The following is a 26,277-nucleotide window of genomic DNA, read 5'->3' on the forward strand; positions in this document are numbered from 1 at the left end:
AAGGAGGCCGACATGGTGACGCCCCTGGATCCGCAAGGCGACCCGTCCGAGGCCGCGGGCTTCCGGCTGGTGGGACGACTGGGGGACGGCGGCTTCGGCACGGTCTACCTCGGCCGGCGCCGAAGTGAGGGCCACGGCCCGGACACGTTGGCCGCGGTGAAGCTCCTCAAGAGCCAGTTCACCGAGGACGCCCAGCACATGCAGCGTTTCCACCAGGAGAGCAAGGCACTGGAGCGATGCCGGGGTGCCCGGATCCCCGAGTTGCTGGCCTTCGACTTCGCATCGGGCCGGCGGCCCACCCTGGCCTCCCGGTTCATTCCCGGGCTGTCGCTGCACCGCATCATGGACGCACACGGCGGCCCGTTGCCCCCGGACTTCGTGCGCACCGTGGCCGCGGAGCTCGTCGACACCCTCACCACCGCACACCACAAGGGACTCCTGCACCGGGACCTGCACCCGGGAAACATCCTGCTCACCCCGGACGGGCCGTGGATCATCGACTTCGGGCTGACCCGGATCCGCGGCCAGCAGGTCACCCTCACGCTGGACATGGTCATCGGCCACCCGCACTTCTGTGCACCCGAACAGATCCAGGGACTGGCCAGGACCGGACACGCCACCGACGTGTTCGGCATCGGCGCCCTCATCTTCTACGCCCTCACCAATCAGCCGCCCTACACCCTGGAGAACGACTCCCGAGCCATGCTCGTGCGCCGCATCACCGGCGCTGCTCCCGACCTGTCCGGCCTGCCCGACGACCCCATCGGCCGGCTCGTCCGTGCCTGCCTGGCGGAGGATCCGGCCGACCGGCCCCGACTGGAGGAGGTCGCGGCGAGCCTCGGCCAACCCGGCGCGCTGCGACTGCCCGCAGACGTCAACCGCGCCCTCGCCGCCCATCGTGCACAGCTGGGGGACGTCCTGTCCGGGACGGGCGACACCGCCGACCTCACCGTGCCGTTCCGGCCCGGACGGCGCAGCTGGAGCACCGAGGTCGGCGACTGGCCGCACAGTGTCGTGGCCACCGAGGACGGCGTCGTGGTCACCGCCGACCGCGGCGGCACCGTGCGCTGGCTGGACGCCGCCACAGGCGAGGAGAAGACCCGCCGGACCGGCTTCACAGCCCCCGTTCACCTGTGCGCCGACGGGGATGTACTGCTGGTGTACGACTCCGGTGACCGGCTGGAGTCCTGGAGCACCCGCGACCACCGCCAGTGGTGGTCGGCTCCTCCGGGCACCCTCAGCCGCGCCCGGGTGCTGCTGCGCGGGCAGAGCGTGTTCCTCGGGGACACGGACGGCATCCTGCGTCACTTCGACGCGATCACGCGCCGCATGTGGTGGCAGAGCGCACCCCTGGCGGACGCCTCGGGTGTCCCGGCCTCACCCGTCGCCGTCGGTCCGCACCAGCTGTACCTGCTCGCCGCGCACGGACTCGACCTCCACTGCGTGGACGACGAGCACGGCGCACCGGTCTGGAAGGCACCTGCCCGGCTTCCGGCACCGGTGCTCGCGCCGCCGTTGCCGCTGGATGAGCACCTGCTTCTCGCGGACAGCCGGGGCTCCCTGCGATGTCTTGCCGCGGCCGACGGCTCCACCGTCTGGGAGACACGACTCGGAGCCCCCGTGGTCACCTCGCCCATCCGCGTGCAGGACACCGTGGTCACAGCGGACACGGCAGGCGCCGTGCACTGTCACGACGTGGCGACCGGGGACCTCGTGTGGCAGGGGCGACACGGCCGACGGGAGGAGTTCTTCACCCTGTGCACGGACGGTACGGCGGTCTACGCGGGCGGCTGGAGCGGCCGGTTGCAGCTGCTGGACGCGGCGGACGGTACCTCGCTGCAGAGCATCGACCTGGGCGGCCAGATCCTGGCGACTGCCTGCGCGCCCGGTGGCCGCAGTGTGCACGCCGCCTCGTCGTCGGGAGCCCTGCATGCTCTCCCCTGCGTCCCGGGACCAGGCATGGACGGCTCCTTGACCCGGTGAGTGACCTTCCGTGCGTGGGGTCGAGGGGCGCGGCGGGCGTCGCCCGGGAGGCTCGGGTACGGACCGTGAACGTCCGGGCGCGGTCCCCGAGTTCGGCGCCCCGGCATGCCGACTCCTGTCGCGCCGGGTGACGGAGTGGTCGCAGCGAGATGGTCAACCCGGGAATGTCTCCTTCGGGTACGACGAAGGTCACATTTACATATCGGACACTTCGCACATCAATCTTCACACGAGACACACATGTTGGTTAAGTTGACTGTCAGGTCGTACGACTCCCTCCGGTGAACCTCGCCGGGTCGCGCGACCTCCGCCGCATCCGGCACGCCCATGCGGCAGCCGGGATCCAGTCGACTTTGGGGTGCATCGGCCCAACTGCCCAGCGGGCAGAGGCCGTAGGGCATGCCTTCCGGAACAGTCCGCCCGGACCCGAACAGCCGACCCGGCAGGCGGAGCACCGAAGGAGTTGTCTCCCATGGCGCCGGAACGAACGCCGCGCACCGGAGGCCCCGGCCTCCCCGGCATGTCCCGGTCCGCCCTCGTGAAGGCGGCCCCCACTTCCGTGGACCAGTTCTCCCCGGCCGGCAGTGCCGTGCCCGCCCAGAGAAGCGACGAGCCGAGCCGCGAGGAGGTCCAGCAGCGGATCACCAACCTCTACGACCGGGTCGAGAGCGCCAGCGGGAACTTCAACGCGACGCGCGCGATGGCCGCGGTGAAGGGGGAGACCGTCAGGCCGAAGGCCGAGAGCCGAGGCGGGCGGGCCACCGCTGCCGCCGCCCCTCTGACGGACGTCGCGAAGCAGTGGTTCGACGTGGGACGCGCGCAGTTGGGCCCGGCTTTCCCCGCGGTGCTCCCGCCGGACCGCGGGCAGAGCGGTACCCCGTCCGCCGGTTCGGGAGGACGCCCGGCGGGCGGAGCGGGCGGCCGAGGACGTGAGGCGGCCGACAAGCCCGTCCTGGAGCTGACCGCAGGTCCGACCGCCGGAGCCGGCGCCGGGCCCGTGGCCGAACTGACCGCGGGGCCTTCGACGGGGGCCCTCCCCGCGCTGCCCGCCGTTCCGGCGCCGCGGCAGGAGGCCGGCAGTGCCCCGTCCACGCCGGCCGCCGGACCGACGCAGGCGTCGTTGAAGGCGTCCAAGCAGCGGATGCAGCGGAAGATCGGACAGGCCCGGGAGCTGTTGTCCGGGCACGTCGCCCGGCAGGCCGCCCCGATCGCGGCGATCGAGTCCCGGCCGGCCGAAGCGGCCTGGCGCCCCGCCGAGGAGCAACTCCTCCCCGGCACCGGGGAAACCCCGTGGCAGCAGGCGCCCACCGCTTTCGGAACCGGTCAGTACACCGGCGGTGAGCTGTACGTCGGCACGGACACGCGCGTGGGCACCGACATGCGTGCCGGCACGGACATGTACACCGGTGCAGGCACGTACACGGGTGCAGGCACGTACACCGGTGCCGGTGTCGCCGCCGACCAGTACCTCGGCGGCGACATGTACCTCGGCACGGACCGGTACGCCGGCACGGACATGTACACCGACACCGGCGCCTACCCCGGCGCGGGCACGTACGCCGGCACGGGCACGTACTCCGACACCGGCACGTATCCCGGCTTGAGCCTGTACGCCGACACGGGTGCGCCCCTCGGCACGGGGAGCGCCCTCGGCACCGGTGTGCCCCTCGGTGTGCAGGGCGTGTCCGACGCCGGGTACGGCGGAAAGGCCGCCAGGGCCGTCGACTTCGCGCGCGCACAGATCGGCAAGCCCTGCGTCTGGGGTGCGACCGGGCCCGACTCGTACGACTGCTCCAGCCTCACCCAGGCCGCCTGGCGGGCCGCCGGAGTCGCGCTCCCGCGTTCCGTCCACGACCAGGCGACGGCCGGCACGGCGGTGCCCGTCACCGACATGCGGATCGGGGACCTGGTCCTCTTCCACGGCCACGTCGGCCACATCGGCCTCTACACCGGCAACGGCATGATGATCCACGCCCCGAGCCCGGGGGCGGCCATCCGCGAGGAGTCGGTCTACTGGGCGGGGGAGTCGGCGATCCACGGCGCGGTACGGCCCGCCTGAGTCCGTACCGCGAAGCGGCCGGGAGGAAGAACGGCGGGCCTGCCTGCCGACAGCAACTCCCGGCCGCCGGAAGAAAAACGGCGGCAGTACTGTTGTGTGCGTCGACGAGCGGAGCCCGGTCACGGGACCGCCGACGAGGCCGCCCCGACCCGGGTCCGCCGAACCGTGAGGACGGAGGTGACGCACGTGCGACCGAATACCGTGCCCCGCCTCCATGTCCCGAAGCTCGCCCCACGGCGTCGCGTACGCCTCTACTCCCGGCCGCACATCGACCTGTTGCGCTTCGCCGGCGCGCTCTGTCGCCCCTGACCCGTACCCCGCGCAGCCGCCCCCTCCCACGAGGGCCGGCTTTCTCGTACGGTCGATCAGGAAGGCACACCTCCCGTGTCCCCAGCACCTTCTGCCCCGCCCTCACCCCTGCCCGCGTCCACGCCCTCCTCGCTGCACCTCGCCGTGGCGCTCGACGGCGCCGGCTGGCATCCGGCCGCCTGGCGCGAACCGGTGGCCCGCCCCCGCGACCTGCTCACCGCCGGATACTGGGCGGACCTCGTCACCGAGGCCGAACGCGGCCTGCTCGACTTCGTGACCATCGAGGACGCCCTCGGCCTCCAGTCCTCGCACCCCACCGAACCCGACGAGCGGACCGACCAGGTCCGCGGCCGCCTCGACGCCGTCCTCATCGCGGCCCGCGTCGCCCCGCTGACCAGCCACATAGGTCTGCTGCCGACCGTGGTGGCCACCCACACGGAGCCCTTCCACATATCGAAGGCCATCGCCACCCTCGACCACGTGAGCACCGGCCGTGCGGGCGTACGCGTCCAGGTGTCGGCCCGCCGGAACGAGGCCGCGCACTTCGGGCGCCGCACGTTCCCCCGGTTCCGCGTCGAGGATCAGGACAGCCCCGCGCTGCGGGAACTGACCGCCGACCTGTTCGACGAGGCCGCCGACCACATCGAAGCGGTACGGCGGCTGTGGGACAGCTGGGAGGACGACGCGGAGATCCGGGACGCCGCCACGGGCCGGTTCATCGACCGGGACAAACTGCACTACATCGACTTCGAAGGCAGGCACTTCAGCGTCAAGGGGCCCTCGATCACACCCAGGCCGCCGCAGGGGCAGCCGCTCGTCGGCGCGCTCGCCCACGAGAGCGTCACCGGGGCGCCGTTCCGCCTGCTGGGCCGCTCCGCCGACCTCGGGTTCGTCACCCCGCACGACGCCGCACAGGCCCGGACGACCGTCGCCTCGGTGCGCGCCGAGCAGGACGCGGCAGGCCGGGCGGCGCAGCCCCTGCACCTCTTCGGTGACCTGGTCGTCTTCGTGGACGACGAGCCCGGCGAGGCGGCGGCCCGCAGGGAGCGGCTCGACAGCACCGCCGGACACCCGTACACGAGCGACGCCAGGATCTTCACCGGCACGCCCGCCCAACTGGCCGATCTGCTGCAGGAGTTGCATCAGGCGGGGCTCACCGGCTTCCGCCTGCGCCCCGCCGTCGCCGGCCACGACCTGCCGGCGATCACCCGGAGCCTGGTTCCCGAACTCCAGCGCCGGGGCGCCTTCCGGCACGCGTACGAGGCCGACACCCTGCGGGGACTGCTCGGGCTCGCCCGCCCGGCCAACCGCTACGCCGCGGCTGCCGCGGACGCCGTCACCACCGCCTGAGCCGGAAGGACCCACGACCATGAGCAGGCCCCGCAAGCAGATCCACCTCGCGGCCCACTTCCCCGGCGTCAACAACACCACCGTGTGGAGCGACCCCGCGGCCGGCAGCCACATCGAGTTCAGCTCCTTCACGCACTTCGCGCGCACCGCCGAACGCGCCAAATTCGACTTCCTGTTCCTCGCCGAAGGCCTGCGCCTGCGCGAACAGGGCGGCAGGATCTACGACCTGGACGTCGTCGGACGCCCCGACACCTTCACCGTCCTCGCCGCGCTCGCCGCCGTCACCGAACGCCTCGGACTGACCGGCACCATCAACTCCACCTTCAACGAGCCCTACGAGGTGGCACGTCAGTTCGCGAGCCTCGACCACCTCTCGGACGGACGCGCCGCCTGGAACGTCGTCACCTCCTGGGACGCCTTCACCGGTGAGAACTTCCGCCGCGGCGGCTTCCTCCCGCAGGAGGAGCGCTACTCCAGGGCCGAGGAGTTCCTGGCCACCGCGAACGAACTCTTCGACTCCTGGCCGGCGGACGAGATCGTCGCCGACCGGGCCACCGGCAGGTTCCTGCGCGACGCCGAGGCCGGAGCCTTCGTCCACCGGGGGCGGCACTTCGACATCGAGGGACGGTTCAACGTCCCGGGCTCCCCGCAGGGCCGCCCGGTGATCTTCCAGGCCGGCGACTCGGAAGAGGGCCGGGAGTTCGCCGCCGCGAGCGCCGACGCGATTTTCAGCCGCTACGCCACCCTGGAGGAGGGCCGGGCGTTCTACGCGGACGTCAAGGGCCGCCTGGCCCGCCACGGCCGCAGGCGCGACCAGCTGCTGATCCTGCCTGCCGCGACCTTCGTCCTGGGCGACACGGACGCCGAGGCGGCGGAACTGGCCCGCGAGGTGCGCCGCCGGCAGGTCAGCGGGGCGACCGCGCTCAAGCACCTGGAGTTCGTCTGGAACCGCGACCTGTCCGCGTACGACCCGGACGGCCCGCTGCCCGACATCGACCCCGACCCCGGCGAGCACACCCTCGCACGCGGCCGGGCCCAGGTCCGCATGTACCGCGACCCGGTGGCCACCGCCCGCGAATGGCGTGAGCGCGCGGCGGCCAACAACTGGTCCATCCGCGACCTGGTCATCGAGACGGGCAGCCGGCAGAACTTCGTCGGTTCCCCGGACACGGTCGCGACGGCCATCGACGACCTCGTCCAGGCCGACGCCGCCGACGGGTTCATCCTCGTCCCGCACCTCACCCCCGGCGGCCTCGACGTCTTCGCCGACACCGTGGTCCCGCTCCTCCAGGAACGCGGGGTGTTCCGCACCGAGTACGAGGGCACGACCCTGCGCGACCACCTCGGCCTGGCGCTGCCCGACGCCGGGGCCCGGGACGAGCGAGCTGCGTCGTAGGGCTCCCGGGGCGTCCGCCCACAGCGGCGCCCCGGCACCCGGCTTGATGTGCATGCCGAATGGGACCATTCTTGTACACATGGTGACATTGCCGCGCGACGGAAAGCGGGCGGCCACGGCCGGTGACGCCATGGCGGTGGTCGACGTGCGCGGCACGGTCACGGGCTGGAGCGACGGGGCGCGGCTGCTCACGGGCTACGCCGCCGCGGAGGTCACCGGACGGCCGGCGGCCGAGCTGGTGGACGGCGAGCCCCGGCCGGTCTGGCTGGCCCTGCGCAGGAGCGGCAGCGCCGTCGTGCCCGTACGGCGCTGGGACGGACGACGGGCGGAGCTGGCCCTGCGGATGTGCCCGCTGCGGGGCGCCAAGGGAGAACCGCGGGGGTACGTGATCACCGCGGCGCCCGACGAGCGGGGCCGCGACCTGGGGGAGCAGGCTTTCCGGCAGGCGTCGATGTCCATGTCCGTCTTCGACACCGAGCAGCGCTATCTGCGGATGAACGACACGGCGTGCCGGGTCATGGGCGCCCAGGAGGCGGAGTTCCTGCACCGGTTCTTCCCCGACACGGTGGAGGACGCCGAACACAGCCGTGGCTTCCTGCGGCATCTGCGCAAGGTCGTCGAGACGGGCGGACCGGTCCACTACGAGAGCTGGACCCGCGCGCCCTCGGGGCTGCGCATGCACGCGTGGAACATCGAGATGTGGCCGGTCAACGACCCCTCCGGGGAACTCGTCGCCGTCGCGCTGGCCGCGTTCGACAGCAGTGAGCAGCACTGGGCACGGCAGCGGCTCGCCATCCTGAACGACGCCGCCGCCCGCATCGGTACGAAACTCGACGTCATCCACACCGCACGGGAGCTGGCCGAGCTGGCGGTCCCCCGGATGGCCGACTTCGTCAGCGTCGACCTCCTCGACTCCGTGCTCCAGGGCGAGGAACCCGCGATCGGCCCCGTGGGCGACGAGGTGGAGCTGCGCCGCGTCGCCCACCACTCCCACAGCGCGGGGGCCCCGGAGGCCTCGATCGACCTGGGCGCGGCGGACGTCTACCCGGCCTTCTCCCCGACGGCCCGCGCGCTCGCCACCGGCGGTGCCGTGGTCACCCGGACCGGCGAGAAGGACGTCGACGAGTGGCTCGCGCTCGACACCGCCCGGACCGTGAAACTGCGGGAGGTGGCCGCCAACGAGTTCTCCCTGATGGCCGTCCCGCTGGTGGCACGCGGTACGACGCTCGGGGTGGCGGTCTTCGTACGGCTGCTCACCGCCCAGAGCCCCGATCCCTTCGACAGCGACGACGTGACACTCGCGCAGGAGCTGACCAGCCGCGCGGCCGTCTGCGTCGACAACGCGCGCCGGTACACCCGGGAGCGCACCACGGCTCTCGCGCTCCAGCGCAGTCTGCTGCCCCAGGCGATGGCGGGGCAGGCGGCGGTCGAGTTCGCCTCCCGCTATCTGCCGGCGCTGTCGCAGGCCGGAGTGGGCGGCGACTGGTTCGACGTGATCCCGCTGTCCGGGACCCGGGTGGCCCTGGTCGTCGGGGACGTCGTCGGACACGGCATCCACGCCTCCGTCACCATGGGCCGGCTCCGCACGGCCGTCTGGACCCTCGCCGACGTCGATCTGCCCCCGGACGAGCTGCTCACGCACCTGGACGACCTGGTCGGGCACCTGGCGGCCGACGAGAGCTCGATGGACGGGGAGATCGGCGCCACCTGCCTGTACGCGGTGTACGACCCGGTGTCCCGCCACTGCACGATCGCCGCGGCCGGGCATCCGCCGCCCGTCGTGCTGCTCCCGGACGGAACGGTGGAGGTCGTCGAGGTCGCGGCGGGACCGATGCTCGGGGTCGGAGGGCTGCCGTTCGAGGCGACCGAACTGGACCTGCCCGAGGGCGCGGTGCTCGCCCTCTACACGGACGGCCTGGTCGAGGCCCGCGACCTCGACGTGGACGCGGGCACCGCGGCGCTGTGCACGGCCCTGGCCGCCCCGGCCCGCGATCTCGAGGACGCGTGCGACAACGTCCTCAAGGCCCTGCTCCCGGAGCGCCCCGCAGACGACGTGGCCCTGCTCCTGGCCCGCACCCGCGCGCTGGACGCCGGGCAGGTGGCCGTCTGGGACCTGGAGGCCGATCCCGCTGTGGTCGCGACCGCCCGGCAGTACGCCACGGAGCAGCTGACCCGCTGGGGTCTCGACGAGGCCGCGTTCGTCACGGAACTCGTGGTGAGCGAGCTGGTCACGAACGCCATCCGGTACGGCGGTTCGCCCATCCAGCTGAGGCTCATCCGTGACCGCGCCCTGATCTGCGAGGTCTCCGACGCCAGCAGCACCTCGCCGCACCTGCGCCGGGCCCGCACGTTCGACGAGGGCGGCCGGGGCCTGCTGCTCGTCGCCCAGCTCACCGACCGCTGGGGTACGCGCCCCAGCGGCGCCGGGAAGACCATCTGGGCCGAGCAGGCGCTACCGGTGCAGTGAGCCGGCGGGCCGCGCGCACCGGGGCTTCGCCGCTCCGGCCACGGCTCAGCCGAGGCCCACGTAGTCCTGCAGCGCCTGGGAGCGGGAGGGGTGGCGCAGCTTCGACATCGTCTTGGACTCGATCTGGCGGATGCGCTCACGGGTGACCCCGTACACCTGGCCGATCTCCTCCAGGGTCTTGGCCTGGCCGTCCCGGAGCCCGTAGCGCAGGGTGATGATGCCCGCCTCGCGCGGGGTCATGTGGGACAGGACGGCCTGGATGGTGTCCCTGAGGAGATGGAACGTGACCGTGTCGAAGGGGGAGACGCTCTCGCTGTCCTCGATCACGTCACCCAGTTCGGTACCGCCGTCCTCACCCAGAGGCAAATGCAGCGAGACCGGTTCCTTGATGTATCCGTCGAGTTCGACGATCTTCGAGACGGGGAGATCAAGTTTCTCGGCGATGAGCTCCACCGTGGGTTCGACACCCAGTTCCTGGAGCAATTCCCGGCGAAGTCTGGCCACTTTGTTGATCGCTTCCACGGCGTGGACCGGAATGCGGATCGTGCGGCTCTGGTCGGCCAGGGCGCGGGTTATCGCCTGCCGGATCCACCAGGTGGCGTAGGTCGAGAACTTGAATCCCTTGACATAGTCGAACTTCTCGACGGCGCGGATGAGGCCCGTGTTGCCCTCCTGGACCAGGTCCAGGAAAGTGAGTCCGCGCCGTGCGTAGCGCTTGGCTATGGACACGACCAGCCGGAGGTTCGCCTCTATGAGGTGGGACTTCGCGCGGCGGCCGTCCTCGGCGAGGGCTGCCAGCTCCTGCCGGAACAGCGCGTCCAGGTGCGGTTCCTCCTCGAGGCGCCGCTCGGCGAACAGGCCGGCCTCGATCCGTTTGGCGAGGTCCACCTCCTGTTCGGCGCTGAGCAGGCGGACCCGGCCGATGACCTTCAGATAGTCCCGCACCTGGTCGACCGAGGCGCCGTCGGACCTGAGGACCGGTTCCGGGCCGTCGGACTCGTCGTCCGTGGGCAGCGGAAGCACCTGCTCCTGGGGCTCTGTCTCCATCGCGCTCAGCATCTCTTCCCGGGCCTCTGTCCCCGCGCACACGCAAGCAATGTCAACCAGGACCAGTCGGCCCTCGGAAACCCCGAATTCTCGTATTCCTCTTTCCGTCTCATAAAGGTACACCCGCCCGGGCCGCCGGTGGCGGGGCTGAATTGCCGCAAAATACGGGTGAGATGTATCACGTGTTCTGCGTGGTTGATTTTCTCGACCACTCGTGAACCCACCTTTCGGTGGTCGAGCGGTACCGGCCCCGCGACGGGGAGGCGTGCTCCACGACCGGGCATGATCACAGCGGCCTCCCGAGGGCGTTCCGGAGGCCTCCGCCCCACCCGGACAGAGCGAAAGTTTCGAGTAGCGGTGACCGTGCGACAGAAGCGTTGACCCCATGACAACCGGTTCCTACATTGAGCGCGCCTCGACACACGGGCCACGGAACACGCAGTCCGACGCGCCGCATGCGGGAACAGAGGGGTGAAGGCATGGAACACCACGTCGGCCGAGGGGTCCGGGTGGCGGCAGGCCTCGCGGCCCCCGCCCGCACGGCATCCGCCCGCACGGCATCCGTCCGCGGCGGATCCCGCACGACCGCGGGCCGCATCCGCAATCCCGTGCTGCCGGGATTCCACCCGGATCCGAGCATCGTGCGCGTCGGCGCGGAGTACTTCCTCGCCACCTCGACCTTCGAATGGTTCCCGGGCGTACCCGTGCACCGCTCGACCGACCTCGTCCACTGGGAGCCGGCCGGTCACATCCTGGACCGGCCCGAACTGCTCGACCTGCGCGGAGTCGCCGACTCGGCGGGCGTGTGGGCGCCCTCCCTCTCGTACCACGACGGGCTGTTCTGGCTCGTCCACAGCATCGTGCGGACCGTCGGGCACCCGTACAAGGACGTCGACAACTTCCTGGTCACGGCCCCGTCGATCGAGGGTCCGTGGTCGGAGCCGGTGTTCCTGAACTCCTCGGGCTTCGACCCGTCGTTCTTCCACGACGAGGACGGCCGCAGCTGGCTGCTGAACATGCAGTGGGACCCCCGCGAGGGGCATCCGTCCTTCGCCGGGATCCTGCTCCAGGAGTACGACGCCCGCGAACAGGCCCTGATCGGGCAGCCGCGCACCATCCTCACGCACGAGGAACTGATCGAGGGACCCAACGTCTACCGGCGCGACGGCTGGTACTACCTGATGCTCGCCGAGGGCGGCACCGGCTGGAACCACGGCATCCTCATGGCCCGCTCCCGGGACCTGGCGGGCCCCTACGAACTCGACCCGCGGGGCTCGCTGCTGACCACCCGCGACGACCCCGACTGGCCGTTGCAGAAGGCGGGCCACGGTGAGCTGGTCGAGACACCGGAGGGGGAGTGGTACCTCGCCCATCTGGCCTCCAGGCCCGTGCGGACGCCCGACGGGCCGCGCTGTGTCCTCGGCCGGGAGACCTGCCTGCAGCAGGTGACCTGGACCGGCGACGGCTGGCTGCGGCTGACGGACGGGGGACGGCTGCCGGGCCTGGAGGTCCCGGCGCCCAGGGGATCAGCGCCGGGGGAGGTGGCCGCCCCCGTCGTCCGCGACGACTTCGACTCGCCCTCCCTGCACGGGTACTGGAGCACGCTCCGGACGCCCCCGGCCTCCGACTGGCTGTCCCTCGGGGAGCGGCCGGGGCATCTGCGGCTGCGCGGCCGGCAGAGTCCGCACTCACGGTTCGACCAGAGCCTGGTCGCGAGACGGCTCACCTCCGTGCGGTGCGAGGTGACGACGCTCGTCGACTTCCACCCGGCGCACTACACCCAACTCGCGGGCCTCATCTGCTGGTACGACACCTCGACGCACTACTACCTCCGCCTCACGCACGCGGAAGGCAGGGGGCGCGTGCTGGGGGTCGTCCTCACCGACGACGGCGTCTACGGGGAACTGCCGGACAGCGAACTCGCCACGGACGGCTGGGAGTCGGTCCACCTGCGGGCCCGCTTCGACGGTGCGCTACTGCGCTTCTCCGCGTCGCCCGACGGCACGCACTGGCATCCCGTCGGCCCGGTCCTGGACGCGACCAGACTCTCCGACGACTACGGGGACCGGCTGCGGTTCACCGGCGCGTTCGTCGGAGTCTGCGCGCAGGACCTCGGCGGGACCCGGACCCCGGCCGACTTCGACTGGTTCGAGATGCGGGAGCTGGACGACCCGGAGCGGTCGGGCCCGTAGCGGTCCTCTGCCGTCCCATGGCGTGTCATCCGGTCCCGGACCGTGCGTGTCACCGCCGCGACCGGGGCACTTGCCGGCGGATCGCCTCCGGCACCGAAACCGTGACCTCCCCGAACCGAGCAGTACGGGCGGGCCGCACGTACTACTACTCGGTCTCCGCCACCCATCCGCAGGAGGCAAGCGGCAGCAGCTCGGGGCGGGTGGCGGAGACCGTCGGCCCCCGGCCGCGGCCAGGCGCTCCCGCTCTTCGACCGGCCGCCCCAGGGCGCCGGAACCCCCTCGCACGTGGGCCTGTCGGTCTGCTTCCGCAGCCGTCCGGTCCGCCGCACCTCCGCGTTCGACGAGGTGAGCATCACCCCCACATGAGTGGTCCCGGGTGATCGGGTGCGTTCCCGCACCGCCCGGCACCGCTGATCCTTCACAGGATTGGAGATGCACGCAATGAGCCGCACATTCCCCCACCAGCACTCTCCTGGCGCACAGGTGAGCCGCCGCGGTCTCCTCCGGACCGCCGGTGGACTCACGGCCGCCCTCGCCACCGGCGCCGGCGCCACGGCACTCGGCGGCAGCACGGCCGTGGCCGCCCCCGCGCCCTTCACCCACCCGGGCATGCTGCACGCCTACGGCGAACTCAACCGCGCCAAGGTGCGGGTCGCCGCGGGCGACGAGCCGTGGCTGTCCGGCTGGAACCGGCTGACCGCCAACTCCCACGCCGCCAGTACCTGGACACCGCGTCCGCAGGCCACGGTCGTCCGCGGCGGCAGCGGCGAGAACTACGGCATCCTCTACAACGACATCCACGCCGCCTACCAGAACGCCCTCCGCTGGAAGATCGCCGGCACCACCGCCCACGGCGACACGGCACGCGACATCCTCAACGCCTGGTCGGCCACGCTCACCACGGTCACCGGGAACGCCGACCGCTTCCTGGCCGCCGGGATCTACGGCTACCAGTTCGCGAACGCCGCCGAACTCATGCGCGGCTACACCGGGTTCGACCTCGGCCGGTTCAAGGCGATGATGCTCGACGTCTTCTACCCGCTCAACCACCAGTTCCTGACCCGGCACAACGACGCCTGCATCACCAACTACTGGGCCAACTGGGACCTCTGCACCATGAACTCGGTCCTGGCCATCGCCATCCTGTGCGACGACGCCGCCAAGTACGACCAGGCGGTGAACTACTTCAAGAACGGTGCGGGCAACGGCTCCCTCGCCCACGCCGTGCCCTTCCTGTACGACGCGCAGGGCCTCGCCCAGTGGCAGGAGAGCGGGCGCGACCAGGGGCACACCATGATGGGCATGGGCCAGATGGGCGCCTTCTGCGAGATGGCGTGGTCACAGGGCGAGGACCTGTACGGCTACGACAACAACCGGTTCCTGAAGGCCGCCCAGTACGTCGCCAGGTACAACCTCGGGCAGGACGTGCCCTTCACGACGTACACGTGGGGCACGGGCCAGAACTGCGCCCAGCAGTCGCAGACGGTGATCTCCTCGTCGGGCCGCGGGCAGGTCAGGCCGGTCTGGGACATCCTGCACCACCACTACGCCCGCAGACGAGGACTGTCCGTCCCGTACATCACCGCCATGGCCGAGAGCGTGCGGCCCGAGGGCGGCGGGGGCGACTACGGCACGAACAGCGGCGGATTCGACCAACTCGGCTTCGGGACGCTGATGTACGCCAAGTAGGGGCACGGCCGATACGCCGTGCGCCGCGGGCCGCCGCCCCGGACCGCTCCCCGAGCTTCGTCCGGCGGTCGGCGGCCGTCCGTCACCGGGGCGCCACCGAGGCCCGTACCACCACGTGGGTGCCCAGGAGCAGATGCTCGTCGGGGGCGTCCGGGGCCCGGGTGAGAGCCGTACGCACCGCCAGGCGCCCCAGTTCCTCGTACGGGACGTGGACCGTCGTGAGCGGGGGATCGAGGTCCCGGGCGAAGGGGATGTCGTCGTAGCCCACCAGGGAGACGTCCCCGGGGACGGAGAGGCCCGCCTCGTGGAGGGCCGTCAGGGCGCCCGCCGCCACCATGTCGGTGGAGGCCATGACCGCCGTGAAGGCGAGGTCGTGGGCGAGTGCCTCGCGCATGCGGCGGTGACCCGAATCGCGGGTGAAGTCGCCGGACAGGCGCAGGGCCGGGTCCGGGGTGACCCCTCGGGCCCGGTGCGCGGCCAGGTAGCCGTGTTCGCGGCCCTGGGCCGTCGTGTTGGACGGGTCGCCGCCGAGGAGGAGGACGCGGCGGTGGCCCTGCGCGAGGAGGTGGGCGCAGAGCGCGTACGCCCCGCTCTCGTTGTCGTACTCGATGACGGTGACCGGGGCGCCCGGGGCCAGCGGCGGACGTCCGCACAGGACGAGGCGTGAACCGGCGGAGGCCAGGGAGTCGGCGGTCCGGGCCATGCGCTCGCGGTATCCGGCGGTGTCCGCCGTACCGCCGACGAGGATGACGGCGGCGGCACGCTGGGCGCGCATCATCTCGATGAACTCCAGCTGCCGTCCGGCGTCTCCGTCGGTGGTGCAGACGAGGCACAGATGGCCGAGGCGGGCCGCCTCGCGCTCCACGCCCTGAGCCATGTGCGCGAAGGAGGGGCCCGTGATGTCGTCCAGGACGAACGCGAGCGTGGGAGTGCCCGCTCCCGCGACGGCCTTGGCGCGGGCGTCGGCCACGTAGTCGAGCTCCCGGACCGCCCGCATCACGCGGGTGCGGGTCGACGTGCTCACCGGGTAGTCGCCACCCAGCACCCGCGACACCGTGGACGCCGATACGCCTGCCCGTGCCGCCACGTCCCGGATGGTGCGCCGGCCCCCGATGCCGTCCATGGACTTCCGTGTCATGGCTCGCCTCCTCTGCTCCGCCCCGGGAGACGACAGGTCCGTCGTCAGGGGGCGCCCACCCCTGTCACATGCGGCAACGCTTGCGGCAACCGGTTCCCGCGGCGGAGGCTAGCAGGGCGGGCGACGGGTGGGGAGAGGCCGTGATCCGAGACTTCCGTCCGGTGGTGAGCGGCGGTCGCGGAGGAAGCGTGGTGCCCGGCCCGGACGGGGTGCGGCAACCGGTTGTCGTGGGCCGGCCGGCTCAGCTCCGGTACTCGCGCAGCTTGCGGTACAGGGTCGCGCGGGCGATGCCCAACGCGGCGGCCGCACGGGCCTTGTTGCCGCCGTGCCGGCGCAGCGCCTCCAGGACGGCCGTGCGCTCGGCGTGCTCCATGGGGCTCAGCCGGCGTGCCGCGGGCCCCTCACGGACCGGATCCGGCAGCTCGGCCCGCCGTACGGGGCCGGCGTTCCGCCGTCGTTCGGCCAACGCCCGTACGAGGTGGGCGAGTTCCGTGACGTTCCCCGGCCAGGGGTGCCGCTCGAGTGCGCCGAGCGCGTCCAGGGTCCAGGTGAGCGGGGGGTGTCCCGGGGCGGGCTTCGGTGCCAGCGCCGTCAGCAACTCCCTTACGTCGTCGGGCCGTTCGCGCAGCGCCGGAAGAGTGGCGGAGCGGGCGGCCAGCGTGTCGAGCAGACGCTGGAGGCACGGGCCCGGGGGAGTGTCGGGCGTGTACGTGAGGAGCAGGGGTGCGTCCGGGTGCTCGTCGAGCAGCGAGTTGAGCGTGGCGATGTCGGGCTGGGCGAGGCGCTCGGCGTGACGGAGGAGCAGCGCACGGCCGTCGGACAGGGCCCGCGCCCAGCCGTCGAGTTGCTCGGCCTGTCCCTCCGCCGCGTCCATGACCAGCGGATCCAGGTCGCCTCGCGCGGCCATCAACTCCCTTGCCAGGGAGGTCTTTCCGGTGCCGCGTTCACCGGTGAGCAGCAGTGGCTCCCGGGAACGGGCCAGTTCCGTGGCGCGGGCCGTGGCGTGGCGCCAGGGCACCGACCGTCCGGCGAGCGCGACGCGGCTCCGGTCCGTCGGCGGCGCCGGTGCGTCCGCGGGGGCTTCGAGCACGGCCACCGTGCCGATCACCGCACCCCGGTGACGTACGGGCGTGACGCGTGCCGTGCCGGTGCCGTCGGGGAGTTCGAGATCGTAGGCCCCGGCGACGGACGTCGGGGGAGCCGGGCCGTCCTGCGGGTCGGGCGCCACCCCGCCCGTGCCGCCGTCGGCTGCACAACGCTCCAGCGCCTCCACGGCTCCCGGCGACAGTGTCCTCGCGGCCGTCTCGTTCAGCAGCCGGGTCCGGCCGTCGGACGCCATGACCGCGGCCCCCTTGCGGGCGGCCGCCCGCTGCCAGGCGTCGAGCAGGACGCGCTCCGCCGTCCGCGAGCGGGTCAGGAGCTCCGCCTCCACGGCCGCCGCCGTGGCCTCGGCGAGGGCGGCGCCGGGATGCGGCGGGCATCCGGCGCACAGGCCGGACGCGACGGTCACCGTGCCCAACACCCGGCCGTTCTCGGGCGCCAGCACCAAAACACTGACGGCGGACACGTCCTGCCACAGGTCGAGGAAGTGCTCGGGGCCGTGCACCTCCGCGCGGCGCCGGTTGCGCACGGCGGACGCCGCGCTGTTGTGCCCCACCTCCCGCTCGGAGAGGTCACGGCACCTGCCGTCACCGGGCATGCCGCCGCCGGACCACAGCACCCGCAGCCGTTCGTCGGTGAGGACCAGGGACGACTGCCCGGAGGCAAGCGCGGGGGCGAGCCGTTCGAGCACCGGCCGCGCGGCCGTCAGCAGGGCCGACTCCACCGGACGTACGGGCCCGCCACATTCCCGCAGGTCGTGCGGTACGCCGAAGAAGCGGGCGCGCCGCCAGGCGGCGGCGACCTCGTCCGGTACGCCGTCGGGCAGCGGGAGCCCCGTCAGGAACCGCTCGCGCGCTTGGCGCAACGGCGTGAGAGCGGGGCGGGCGGTGGAGTCCTTCGCGGTGGTCACGGCACCTCCCACGGTACCGGGCGTTGTTGAAGGAGCAACAAGGGGTCGCGTCGGCCGTGTCCCGACCGCGCCCGAGGACGTCCGGTGCCCCACAGGTGCCGCGGGCGTCCCGCGCTCGCGGGTGTCTCGTAATGAGACACCCGCGCCCCGGCCCGTCGATCCATGATCGCGAGTGACCGGTGCCGTTCTCATCCTCTGGAGCGTCTGTCGTGCACACCGTCGAGCCCGTGGCCGAGACCGACGTACTGATCGTGGGCAGCGGCCCGGCGGGCGCCTCGGCCGCCCTGGCCCTGAGCACCTACGGCGTGCCCAACATCGTGGTCACCCGCCACACGAGCCTTGCCGACACACCGCGCGCCCACATCACCAACCAGCGCACCATGGAGGTCCTGCGCGACCTCGGCGTCGAACAGGACGTCGTCGCGCGGGCCACGCCCCAGCACCTGATGGGCAACACGACCTTCTGCACCAGCCTGGCCGGCGAGGAGCTGGGCCGCGTCCGCTCCTGGGGCAACGACCCCCTTGTCCAGGCCGCGCACGAACTCGCCAGCCCCACCCGCATGTGCGACCTGCCCCAGCACCTGATGGAACCGGTCCTCGTCGACGCCGCCGTCGCCCGCGGCACCCATCTGCGCTTCGGTACCGTCTACAAGTCCTTCGTCCAGGACGCCGACGGGGTCACCGTCACGGTCGAGGACCGGCTGCGGGGCGACGAGTACACGATCCGCGCCAAGTACCTGATCGGCGCCGACGGAGGCCGCTCGAAGGTCGCCGAGGACGCCGGTCTGCCGATGGGCGGCCAGATGGGCGTGGCCGGCAGCATCAACATCGTCTTCGACGCGGACCTGAGCCGGTACACCGCGCACCGGCCGTCCACGCTCTACTGGGTGCTCGCCCCCGGCGCCACCGTCGGCGGTATCGGCGCAGGTCTCGTCCGCAACGTCCGCCCCTGGGACGAGTGGATGGTCGTCTGGGGCTACGACGTCACCGCGGGCCCCCCGGACCTCACCACCGAGTACGCGGAGGCGGTCGTCCGCCGGCTGATCGGCGACGACGAGATCCCGGTGACCGTCAGGTCCTCCTCGGCGTGGACGGTCAACGAGATGTACGCCGAGAGGTACTCCGAGGGCCGGGTCCTGTGCGCGGGCGACGCCACGCACCGGCACCCGCCGTCCAACGGTCTCGGCTCCAACACCTCCGTCCAGGACGCGTACAACCTCGCCTGGAAGCTCGCCCTGGTCCTCGACGGCACGGCCTCGCCGAAGCTCCTCGACACGTACACCGCCGAGCGCGCCCCCGTCGGCAAGCAGATCGTCACCCGCGCCAACAAGTCGATCGGTGAGACCGCCCCGGTCTTCGAGGCGCTCGACGGACTCTCCCCGCAGAGTCCCGAACAGTTGTGGGCCAACATCGCCGCCCGCAAGGAGCCCACCGAGGCCGCGGAGAAGCAGCGCGCCAGGCTCCGCGAGGCGATCGCCTTCAAGGTGTACGAGTTCAACGCGCACGGCGTCGATCTCAACCAGAGGTACGTGTCGGATGCGGTCGTCCCCGACGGCACCCCCGATCCCGGTTTCGACCGCGACCCCGAGCTGTACCACCAGCCCTCGTCGCGGCCCGGCGCGAAACTGCCGCATGCCTGGATCACGGCCGGAACCCGAATCCTGTCCACGCTCGACGTGGCGGGGCACGGACGCTTCACCCTGTTCACCGGTATCGGCGGGGAGGGCTGGCTGCGGGCCGCGGCAGCCGTCGGCGCCGCCGACGGTTTCGGGCTGGACATCGCCACGGCCGTCGTCGGGCCGGGGCGGCAGTACGAGGACCCGTACGGTGACTGGGCGCGGCTCAGCGGGATCTCCGACGCCGGAGCTCTGCTCGTACGGCCCGACGGGTATGTGGCCTTCCGGCACGCGGCCGCCGCCGAGGACGCGGAGGAGTTGCTGAGCGGTGCGGTGCGGCGGATCCTCGGACGGTGACTCCGCCCGTCGCACCCGGGCCGGCAAGACGGTGGCCCGGGGTCCGGAGTCGCCAGGACAGTGATCGTCGAGCGGGACACGGTAGATCAGGAGTCGTCATGACCGTCGATGTCAGCGGGGCCGCCGTCACCGAGGAGGCCGTCGGCAGCCCCGGTGCGGACACCGACCCGCGCCTGCGGGAGTTGCTCACCGGCCTGATCCGGCACCTCCACGACTTCGCGCGGGAGACGCGGCTGAGCCGGCAGGAGTGGGAGCGCGCCGTCGAGTTCCTGACGGCGACCGGGCAGAAGTGCACGGACACCCGGCAGGAGTTCATCCTGCTCTCGGACGTGCTCGGGCTGTCGATGCTGCTGGAGACGCTGCACTCGGACGGCGGTTCCGGAGCCACCGAGTCGACCGTCCTCGGGCCCTTCCACATGACCGAGTCACCGGTCCGTGAGCTGGGCGCCGACATCGACCTGGTGGGCGGCGGCGAACCGTGCGTGGTGAGCGGCCGGGTGGTGTCGCAGGACGGCACCCCGCTGCCCGGCGCGGTCCTCGACGTCTGGCAGGCCGACGCGGACGGGTTCTACGACGTGCAGCGGCCCGACGCCCAGCCGCCGGGCAACGGCCGCGGGCTCTTCACCGCCGACGCCGCGGGCCGGTTCTGGTTCCGCACCTGCGTGCCGAGCCCGTACCCCATCCCGACCGACGGCCCGGTCGGCGACCTGCTCCGCGCCACCGGCCGGCACCCCTACCGCCCGGCGCACATCCACTTCATCGCCACCGCCGAGGGACACGCCCCGGTCACCACGCACATCTTCGTGGCGGGCAGCGACTACCTCGACTCGGACGCGGTCTTCGCGGTGAAGCGCAGCCTGGTCCAGGACTTCACGCAGACCGATGACCCTTCCCTGGCACGGGAGTTCGGCATCCCGAACCCCTTCCGGCACGCGCGCTTCGACCTCGTCCTGACGCCGGGGCCGGCCGCGTGAACTTCACGTACGAGGCCCGGCCGACGCGGGTCGTCTTCCGGCCCGGCGCCTCGGTGACCGCGACGGCGGGCGAGGTCGAACGCCTCGGCCTGCGGCGGGTGCTGGTGGTGTCCGGGGCGAGGGGCGCGGACACCGCGCGGACGGTCGCGGACTCGCTCGGCCCGCTGTGCGCGGGACTGCACGCCGAAGCCCGCATGCACGTCCCGGTCGAGGTCGCCGACCGCGCCGTCGAGGCGGCGCGCGCGGCCGGCGCCGACGGGGTGGTCGCCGTCGGCGGCGGCTCCGCGATCGGCCTCGGCAAGGCGATGGCCCTGCGCACGGGTCTGCCGCTGATCGCCGTGCCCTCCACGTACTCCGGCTCCGAGATGACCCCCGTCTGGGGTCTCACCGAGCAGGGCGCCAAGCGCACCGGCCGCGACCCCTCGGTGCTCCCGCGCAGCGTGGTGTACGACCCCGGGCTCACCCTCTCCATGCCCGTGCCCCTCTCGGTCACCAGCGGAGTCAACGCCGTCGCGCACGCCGTCGAGGCCCTGTACGCCCCCGACACCTCGCCCCTCGTCTCCCTGATGGCCGAGGAAGGCGTACGGGCCATGACCTCGGCGCTCGTGCAGGTCGCCGCCTCGCCCATGGATCCGGAGGCCCGCAGCCGAGCCCTCTACGGGGCATGGCTCTGCGGTTCCTGCCTGGGCGCGACCACCATGGGCCTGCACCACAAGCTGTGCCACGTGCTGGGCGGGACGTTCGGCCTGCCGCACGCCGAGACCCACACGGTGGTCCTCCCGTACGCCCTCGCGTACAACGCGCCCGCCGCCCCCGAAGCCGTCCGTGTCCTTGACCGCGCCCTCGGCACCGACGACGCCCCGCACGCCCTGTGGGCGCTGGCCGGGCGCCTCGGCGCGCCCCGCTCGCTCGCGTCTCTCGGCCTGGCCGAGGCCGACCTGGCGCTCGCGGCCGAGCGGGTCGCGGGACAGGCGTACGCCAATCCGCGCGAGGTCACGCACGAGGGTGCGCTCACCGTGCTGAAGGCGGCCCATGCGGGGGAGGACCCCCGGGCCGCGCTCCCGGAATAGGCGCGAGCAGCGCGGGGTGCTCGCACCCGTCACAGCGGGCGCGCACCTGTCCGGCGGGGGAAACCCGCACTCCACCGCGCCGGAACCGTCACCTGCGCCGATACGGAGGCACTGCCTCCGGCCCGGGTGTGGCCCTGGTGAAAACTCCAATCCATGTCTTGACATGCGCCTGAATCGCTTCTTAGCTGGCTGCGCGCCATCTAGATGCGTGAAGCAAGTTCATGGACATGAATGGAGTGTGCGTGCCCGCCTTCGCCACCCGCGACCCGGACGGTGGCGGCCACCGCCCCGCCATGGACTCGGCCGCCGCCGTACGCACCGTCACCCGGATGAAGGACAACCTCTTCCACGGACCGCTCGTCCGACTCCGCGACGAGGTACCCGGACACGCGGTCCCGCCGGTCAAGGCCGGTGTCACGCTCCGGGGCCCGGACGCCGGCGGCGTCCGGACACCCCTGCTCGACCCCACGCCGGAGCACCCCGCCCGGCTGGCGAAACTCATCGACCACGGCCTGGAGGCAGCCCGCGCATGACCACGACCGACAGCCGGATCCGAGAACTGATCGTCACGCCGATCGCCTTCCGCGACCCGCCGCTCCTCAACTCCAGCGGTGTGCACGAGCCCCTCGCCCTGCGCGTGGTCCTGCAACTCGTCCTGGAGGACGGCACGGTGGGCCTCGGCGAGTCCACCGGCGGCGACATCCGCCTCGAACGACTGGAGGCCGCCGCGCGGGCGGTCGTCGGCATGGACGTCTTCGACACCACGGCCGTCGCCGCCGCGATCGACATCGCGCTGTCGCCCACCGTGCCGAGCTCCCACGAGCGCGGCTGGACCACCTCCGCCGTGGAGGTCGCCTGCCTCGACGCACAGGGCAAACTCCTCGGACGCCCGGTCAGTGACCTGCTGGGCGGCAGGGTCCGCGACGCGGTGCCCTTCGCCGCCTACCTCTTCTACAAGTGGGCCGAACACCCGGCGCTCGACGGCGAATCGGCCGTCGGCGACGACTGGGGCGAGGCCCTCGACCCGGCCGGCATCGTCGAGCAGGCCCGGCTGATGCGGGACCGGTACGGCTTCGAGTCGTTCAAGCTCAAGGGAGGCGTGTTCCCGCCCGACGAGGAGATCGCCGCGATGCGGGCGCTCGCCGACGCCTTCCCCGGCCGGCCGCTGCGTCTCGACCCCAACACGGCCTGGACCGTGGAGACCTCGCAGTACGTGGCCCGTGAACTGGAGGGCGTGCTCGAGTACCTGGAGGACCCCACCCCCACCATCGCCGGCATGGCCGAGGTCGCGAAGACCTCACCCATGCCGCTGGCCACCAACATGTGCGTGGTCGCGTGGGAGCACCTGCGGCCCGCCGTCGAGCAGAACGCGATCCAGGTCCTGCTCACGGACCACCACTACTGGGGCGGACTGCGCCGCACCCGTGAACTCGCCGCCGTCTGCGAGGCGTTCGGAATCGGCCTGTCCATGCACTCCAACTCGCACCTCGGCATCAGCCTCGCCGCCATGACCCATGTGGCCGCCTCGATCCCCAACCTCGACACGTCCTGCGACACCCACTACCCGTGGAACTTCGCGGACGACGTGGTCGTACCGGGCGTCCTGGAGCTGCGGGACGGCGCGGTCGAGGTCCCCACCGGCCCCGGGCTGGGCGTCGAACTCGACCACGACGCCCTGGAGCGGCTCCACCGGGTCCACCTCGACGCGGGCATGAAGGGCCGGGACGACACCGGCTACATGCGGCGGGTCCACCCCGAGTACGAGCGCAGGCTCCCTCGGTGGTGAGACGGCCGTTCCCCTGAGGGCACGCCGAGCGAGGAACGGGCGCTCGTGCCGCTGCGGCGGCGCGGGCGCCCGTCCCGCTGTCCGCCTGCCGGGGGCCGCGAACGCCGGCCGCCCGGATGCCGTGACGGCTGGGGCGTCCGTGGAGCCGTGGGACGGGAGCGTTCGCAACTCTTCGAAAGGAGAAAGCGCTGTCATGCGTATCGACAACCGTTTGTCCCCGCCTCATTCTTCAAGCAGGTTGTGGCATGGGCGCGACAGGAGATTCCATGATCAAGCGTAGATCACTGCTGGCCGCGGCGGGCGGCACGCTGCTCGGCAGCGCACTGGCGACGGGCACCGCCCGCGCCGACGCGACCATCGCGGTCAACCCCGGTACCAGCTACGGGCGCTGGGAGGGCTGGGGCACCTCCCTCGCGTGGTGGGCCAACGTGTTCGGCGCCCGTGACGACTTCGCCGACATCTTCTTCACCACCAAGTCCGTGGCGTACGGGGGCAGGAACCTGCCCGGTCTCGGCATGAACATCGCCCGCTACAACCTGGGCGCGTGCAGCCCGAACAGCGTGGGCGGCCAGTCCATGGTCGCCTCGCCCAACATCCCGGCCTTCAAGCAGATCGAGGGCTTCTGGCAGGACTGGAACAACGAGGACCCCGCCTCCTCCGCCTGGGACTGGACGGCGGACGCCAACCAGCGCGCCGCCCTGACGAAGGCGACCCAACGGGGCGCGGTCTCCGAGCTGTTCGCCAACTCGCCCATGTGGTGGATGTGCAGCAACCACAACCCGTCCGGCGCGTCCGGCGGCGGCAACAACCTCCAGACCTGGAACTACCGCCAGCACGCCTCCCACCTGGCCGCCGTCGCCCTGCGCGCGAAGAACAACTGGGGCGTGAACTTCGCGACGGTCGACCCGTTCAACGAGCCCTCGTCCAGCTGGTGGACCGCCACCGGCACGCAGGAGGGCTGCCACATGGACGCGTCCGTCCAGGCGGCCGTCCTCCCCCACATGCGCAGCGAACTCGACAAACGGGGCCTGTCAGGCATCAGGATCTCGGCGTCCGACGAGACGAGCTACGACCTGGCCCGCACCACCTGGAACTCCTTCGGAGCCTCGACCAAGGCCCTGGTGAACCAGTTCAACGTGCACGGCTACCAGGGCTCGGGCGGCCGCCGCGACCTCCTCCACACGGACGTGGTGACGACGTCCGGCAAGAAGCTCTGGAACTCCGAGACAGGCGACAAGGACGGCACGGGCCTCACCATGGCGAGCAACCTGTGCCTGGACTTCCGCTGGCTGCACCCGACCGCCTGGGTCTACTGGCAGGTGATGGACCCCTCCTCCGGCTGGGCGATGATCGCGTACGACCAGAACACGCTGCAGCCGACCGCCGTCCAGACCAAGTACTACGTGATGGCCCAGTTCAGCCGTCACATCCGGCCCGGGATGACCATCCTCGACACCGGCGTCGGCTACGCGGTCGCCGCCCACGACGCGACGCAGAAGCGCCTCGTCGTCGTGGCCGTCAACTCCGGTGCCGCGCAGACGCTCACCTTCGACCTGTCCCGCTTCGGCCAGGTCACCGGTGGCAGCGGCGGACTCGTACGACGCTGGAACACGCTCACCTCCGGCGGCGGGGACCTCTACACCGCGCGCTCGGACACCTATCTCAACGGCAAGAGCCTGAGCGTGCCGTTCGCCGCCACCTCGGTGCAGACCTTCGAGATCGACGGGGTCACCGTGTGACCGCCGGGCCGTGACGACCAGGGCGGTGATGCCGTCGCCCCGGGGGCGGGTGTCTCGTATTGAGACACCCGCCTTCGCACGTCCTGGTTCAAGATCGTCATGAGCTCCGTGCGCTTTCGCCGGGGCTCTGACGCAGTGATGAAAGGTGAACACCATGGCCCTCGCACTTCTTCGGTTCCGGCGGCCGGGGCGAGCCTCCGCAGCCGGCGCGACGGGCGTCTCCCTTCCTCTCCCGCCGGGCGCGGGCGCCGTCAGCCGTGAGGTCGTCGACCCGATGGGCCAGCCGATGGGCGCGGCCGACGTCACGGTCACCGCGCTGGACACGCACCGCGTCGCGGCCCGCGGCACCACGGATCCGTACGGCCTGTTCCTCGCCGCGCTGCCGCCCGGCCGGTACAGCCTGATGATCGCCGCCGAAGGCCTGCATCCCCACCACGAGACGGTCGACGTGGTGGCCGGGCCCGCCGCTCCCGCGGAGCGGATCTGGCTGCAGACCGCCCGCCGGCTGGAACTGCCCGCACCGGGCACCTGGCTCTTCGACCCGCCCCACACGGCGATCCGGTTCATCGCCAAGCACGTCGGCATGGCCCATGTGCACGGCCGCTTCGAGCGCTTCGACGGCGGCATCCAGGTCGCCCAGGACATGTCCGACTCCCGCGTCCACGTCCGGATCGACGCGTCGAGCATCACCACCGGCAACCGGACGCGCGACGACCACCTCCGCTCGGGAGACTTCCTCGACGTCGAGCGGTTCCCGTACATCGACTTCCACAGCACCCGGTTCGCGTACCGCGGCGGCAACAGGTGGACCCTGCAGGGCTCGCTGACGATGCACGGGGTCAGCCGCTCGGTGGCCCTGGACACCAGCTATCTCGGCACGGTGAACGGCGGCTACGGCGAGGAACTGCGCTGCGCGGCCCTCGCCAAGGCGGAGCTGCACCGGGAGGACTACACGTTGAACTGGCGTTCCATGCTGGCGCGCGGAATCGCGGTGGTCGGCCCGACGGTCCAGCTCGAACTGGACGTACAGGCCATGTACCGCACGCACGACACACCCACCCCGCCGAAGTAGGCGCGGGCAGCCGGCCTCCGCC

17 protein-coding genes, 1 pseudogene and 1 riboswitch are annotated in these 26,277 nt (G+C 72.1%); of the genes and pseudogenes, 15 read left to right on the plus strand and 3 right to left on the minus strand.

Translation table 11 applies throughout. The features are described 5' to 3' along the window. Nucleotides 1-12 precede the first annotated feature (12 nt). The 6 genes from KUF83_RS33385 to KUF83_RS33405 all read left to right on the plus strand — a co-directional run bounded on the left by KUF83_RS33385 (nucleotide 13) and on the right by KUF83_RS33405 (nucleotide 9,564). The gene (locus tag KUF83_RS33385) at nucleotides 13-1,983 is read left to right on the plus strand and encodes a PQQ-binding-like beta-propeller repeat protein (RefSeq protein ID WP_217458752.1); all 1,971 of its coding nucleotides are present in this window, start codon (nucleotides 13-15) and stop codon (nucleotides 1,981-1,983) included. 312 nt (nucleotides 1,984-2,295) lie between these two features. After that, nucleotides 2,296-2,448: riboswitch (cyclic di-AMP (ydaO/yuaA leader) on the plus strand. A 7-nt stretch (nucleotides 2,449-2,455) separates the two neighbouring features. Beyond that, nucleotides 2,456-4,042, plus strand: coding sequence for a C40 family peptidase (locus tag KUF83_RS42210; protein ID WP_254644728.1), 1,587 nt, complete (start codon nucleotides 2,456-2,458; stop codon nucleotides 4,040-4,042). 201 nt (nucleotides 4,043-4,243) lie between these two features. Then, nucleotides 4,244-4,351 (plus strand): putative leader peptide, encoded by a 108-nt coding sequence (locus KUF83_RS43100; RefSeq protein ID WP_374106226.1) that lies wholly within the window; start codon nucleotides 4,244-4,246, stop codon nucleotides 4,349-4,351. A gap of 75 nt (nucleotides 4,352-4,426) precedes the next feature. After that, nucleotides 4,427-5,701 (plus strand): LLM class flavin-dependent oxidoreductase, encoded by a 1,275-nt coding sequence (locus KUF83_RS33395; RefSeq protein ID WP_217458753.1) that lies wholly within the window; start codon nucleotides 4,427-4,429, stop codon nucleotides 5,699-5,701. 19 nt (nucleotides 5,702-5,720) lie between these two features. Next, nucleotides 5,721-7,097: an NtaA/DmoA family FMN-dependent monooxygenase gene (locus KUF83_RS33400; RefSeq protein ID WP_217458754.1), complete on the plus strand. Its 1,377-nt coding sequence runs from the start codon at nucleotides 5,721-5,723 to the stop codon at nucleotides 7,095-7,097. A gap of 79 nt (nucleotides 7,098-7,176) precedes the next feature. Then, on the plus strand, nucleotides 7,177-9,564 hold the full coding sequence (locus KUF83_RS33405) for a SpoIIE family protein phosphatase (RefSeq protein WP_217458755.1): 2,388 nt from the start codon (nucleotides 7,177-7,179) through the stop codon (nucleotides 9,562-9,564). A gap of 45 nt (nucleotides 9,565-9,609) precedes the next feature. Here KUF83_RS33405 and KUF83_RS33410 read toward each other — a convergent pair. Next, nucleotides 9,610-10,644: pseudogene (locus KUF83_RS33410) on the minus strand (RNA polymerase sigma factor); the annotation flags it as partial. 446 nt (nucleotides 10,645-11,090) lie between these two features. On the opposite strand from KUF83_RS33410, the gene KUF83_RS33415 reads away from it, so the two are divergent. Both KUF83_RS33415 and KUF83_RS33420 read left to right on the plus strand, forming a co-directional pair. After that, complete coding sequence (locus KUF83_RS33415) at nucleotides 11,091-12,803, plus strand: glycoside hydrolase family 43 protein (protein ID WP_217458757.1); 1,713 nt, start codon at nucleotides 11,091-11,093, stop codon at nucleotides 12,801-12,803. Nucleotides 12,804-13,244: 441 nt separating this feature from the next. Continuing rightward, nucleotides 13,245-14,492, plus strand: a complete 1,248-nt coding sequence (locus tag KUF83_RS33420) for an alginate lyase family protein (protein ID WP_217458758.1) — start codon at nucleotides 13,245-13,247, stop codon at nucleotides 14,490-14,492. A gap of 82 nt (nucleotides 14,493-14,574) precedes the next feature. Here KUF83_RS33420 and KUF83_RS33425 read toward each other — a convergent pair whose 3' ends face one another. Together KUF83_RS33425 and KUF83_RS33430 are read right to left on the minus strand one after the other, a co-directional pair. Then, on the minus strand, nucleotides 14,575-15,630 hold the full coding sequence (locus KUF83_RS33425) for a LacI family DNA-binding transcriptional regulator (protein ID WP_217458759.1): 1,056 nt from the start codon (nucleotides 15,628-15,630) through the stop codon (nucleotides 14,575-14,577). Between the two features lie 241 nt (nucleotides 15,631-15,871). Continuing rightward, nucleotides 15,872-17,641 carry a helix-turn-helix domain-containing protein gene (locus KUF83_RS33430; protein WP_308403245.1) on the minus strand — a complete coding sequence of 590 codons (1,770 nt, stop codon included), beginning with the start codon at nucleotides 17,639-17,641 and terminating at the stop codon, nucleotides 15,872-15,874. Nucleotides 17,642-17,850: 209 nt separating this feature from the next. Between KUF83_RS33430 and KUF83_RS33435 the strand changes: the two genes are divergently transcribed. From KUF83_RS33435 to KUF83_RS33465, 7 genes are all read left to right on the plus strand, one after another. Beyond that, entirely contained in the window at nucleotides 17,851-19,614 is a 1,764-nt protein-coding gene (locus KUF83_RS33435) for an FAD-dependent monooxygenase (protein ID WP_217458761.1), read from the plus strand. A 98-nt stretch (nucleotides 19,615-19,712) separates the two neighbouring features. Further along, nucleotides 19,713-20,588: a dioxygenase gene (locus KUF83_RS33440; protein ID WP_217458762.1), complete on the plus strand. Its 876-nt coding sequence runs from the start codon at nucleotides 19,713-19,715 to the stop codon at nucleotides 20,586-20,588. Further along, nucleotides 20,585-21,658, plus strand: coding sequence for a maleylacetate reductase (locus tag KUF83_RS33445; protein ID WP_217458763.1), 1,074 nt, complete (start codon nucleotides 20,585-20,587; stop codon nucleotides 21,656-21,658). The genes KUF83_RS33440 and KUF83_RS33445 overlap by 4 nt, the downstream gene beginning before the upstream one ends. Nucleotides 21,659-21,879: 221 nt before the next feature. After that, nucleotides 21,880-22,191 (plus strand): hypothetical protein, encoded by a 312-nt coding sequence (locus KUF83_RS43105; protein ID WP_374106224.1) that lies wholly within the window; start codon nucleotides 21,880-21,882, stop codon nucleotides 22,189-22,191. Then, a complete protein-coding gene (locus KUF83_RS33455) occupies nucleotides 22,188-23,444 on the plus strand; it encodes a glucarate dehydratase family protein (RefSeq protein WP_217458764.1) in 1,257 nt (418 codons plus the stop codon). The genes KUF83_RS43105 and KUF83_RS33455 overlap by 4 nt, the downstream gene beginning before the upstream one ends. Before the next feature lie 266 nt (nucleotides 23,445-23,710). After that, nucleotides 23,711-25,183: a glycoside hydrolase gene (locus tag KUF83_RS33460; protein ID WP_217458765.1), complete on the plus strand. Its 1,473-nt coding sequence runs from the start codon at nucleotides 23,711-23,713 to the stop codon at nucleotides 25,181-25,183. 154 nt (nucleotides 25,184-25,337) lie between these two features. Further along, entirely contained in the window at nucleotides 25,338-26,255 is a 918-nt protein-coding gene (locus tag KUF83_RS33465; RefSeq protein WP_217458766.1) for a YceI family protein, read from the plus strand. The last annotated feature ends 22 nt before the right edge of the window (nucleotides 26,256-26,277 follow it).

The sequence above is a fragment of the Streptomyces sp. BV286 genome (assembly GCF_019090165.1).
Taxonomy (GTDB): Bacteria; Actinomycetota; Actinomycetes; order Streptomycetales; family Streptomycetaceae; genus Streptomyces.

What these genes read in the sequence shown, in the direction of transcription:
- KUF83_RS33385 (WP_217458752.1), top strand. Translation starts at nt 13, where the DNA reads ATGGTGACGCCCCTGGATCCGCAAGGCGACCCGTCCGAGGCCGCGGGC.
- KUF83_RS42210 (WP_254644728.1), top strand. Translation starts at nt 2,456, where the DNA reads ATGGCGCCGGAACGAACGCCGCGCACCGGAGGCCCCGGCCTCCCCGGC.
- KUF83_RS33400 (WP_217458754.1), top strand. Translation starts at nt 5,721, where the DNA reads ATGAGCAGGCCCCGCAAGCAGATCCACCTCGCGGCCCACTTCCCCGGC.
- KUF83_RS33405 (WP_217458755.1), top strand. Translation starts at nt 7,177, where the DNA reads ATGGTGACATTGCCGCGCGACGGAAAGCGGGCGGCCACGGCCGGTGAC.
- KUF83_RS33415 (WP_217458757.1), top strand. Translation starts at nt 11,091, where the DNA reads ATGGAACACCACGTCGGCCGAGGGGTCCGGGTGGCGGCAGGCCTCGCG.
- KUF83_RS33420 (WP_217458758.1), top strand. Translation starts at nt 13,245, where the DNA reads ATGAGCCGCACATTCCCCCACCAGCACTCTCCTGGCGCACAGGTGAGC.
- KUF83_RS33425 (WP_217458759.1), bottom strand. Translation starts at nt 15,630, where the DNA reads ATGACACGGAAGTCCATGGACGGCATCGGGGGCCGGCGCACCATCCGG.
- KUF83_RS33440 (WP_217458762.1), top strand. Translation starts at nt 19,713, where the DNA reads ATGACCGTCGATGTCAGCGGGGCCGCCGTCACCGAGGAGGCCGTCGGC.
- KUF83_RS43105 (WP_374106224.1), top strand. Translation starts at nt 21,880, where the DNA reads ATGGACATGAATGGAGTGTGCGTGCCCGCCTTCGCCACCCGCGACCCG.
- KUF83_RS33455 (WP_217458764.1), top strand. Translation starts at nt 22,188, where the DNA reads ATGACCACGACCGACAGCCGGATCCGAGAACTGATCGTCACGCCGATC.
- KUF83_RS33460 (WP_217458765.1), top strand. Translation starts at nt 23,711, where the DNA reads ATGATCAAGCGTAGATCACTGCTGGCCGCGGCGGGCGGCACGCTGCTC.
- KUF83_RS33465 (WP_217458766.1), top strand. Translation starts at nt 25,338, where the DNA reads ATGGCCCTCGCACTTCTTCGGTTCCGGCGGCCGGGGCGAGCCTCCGCA.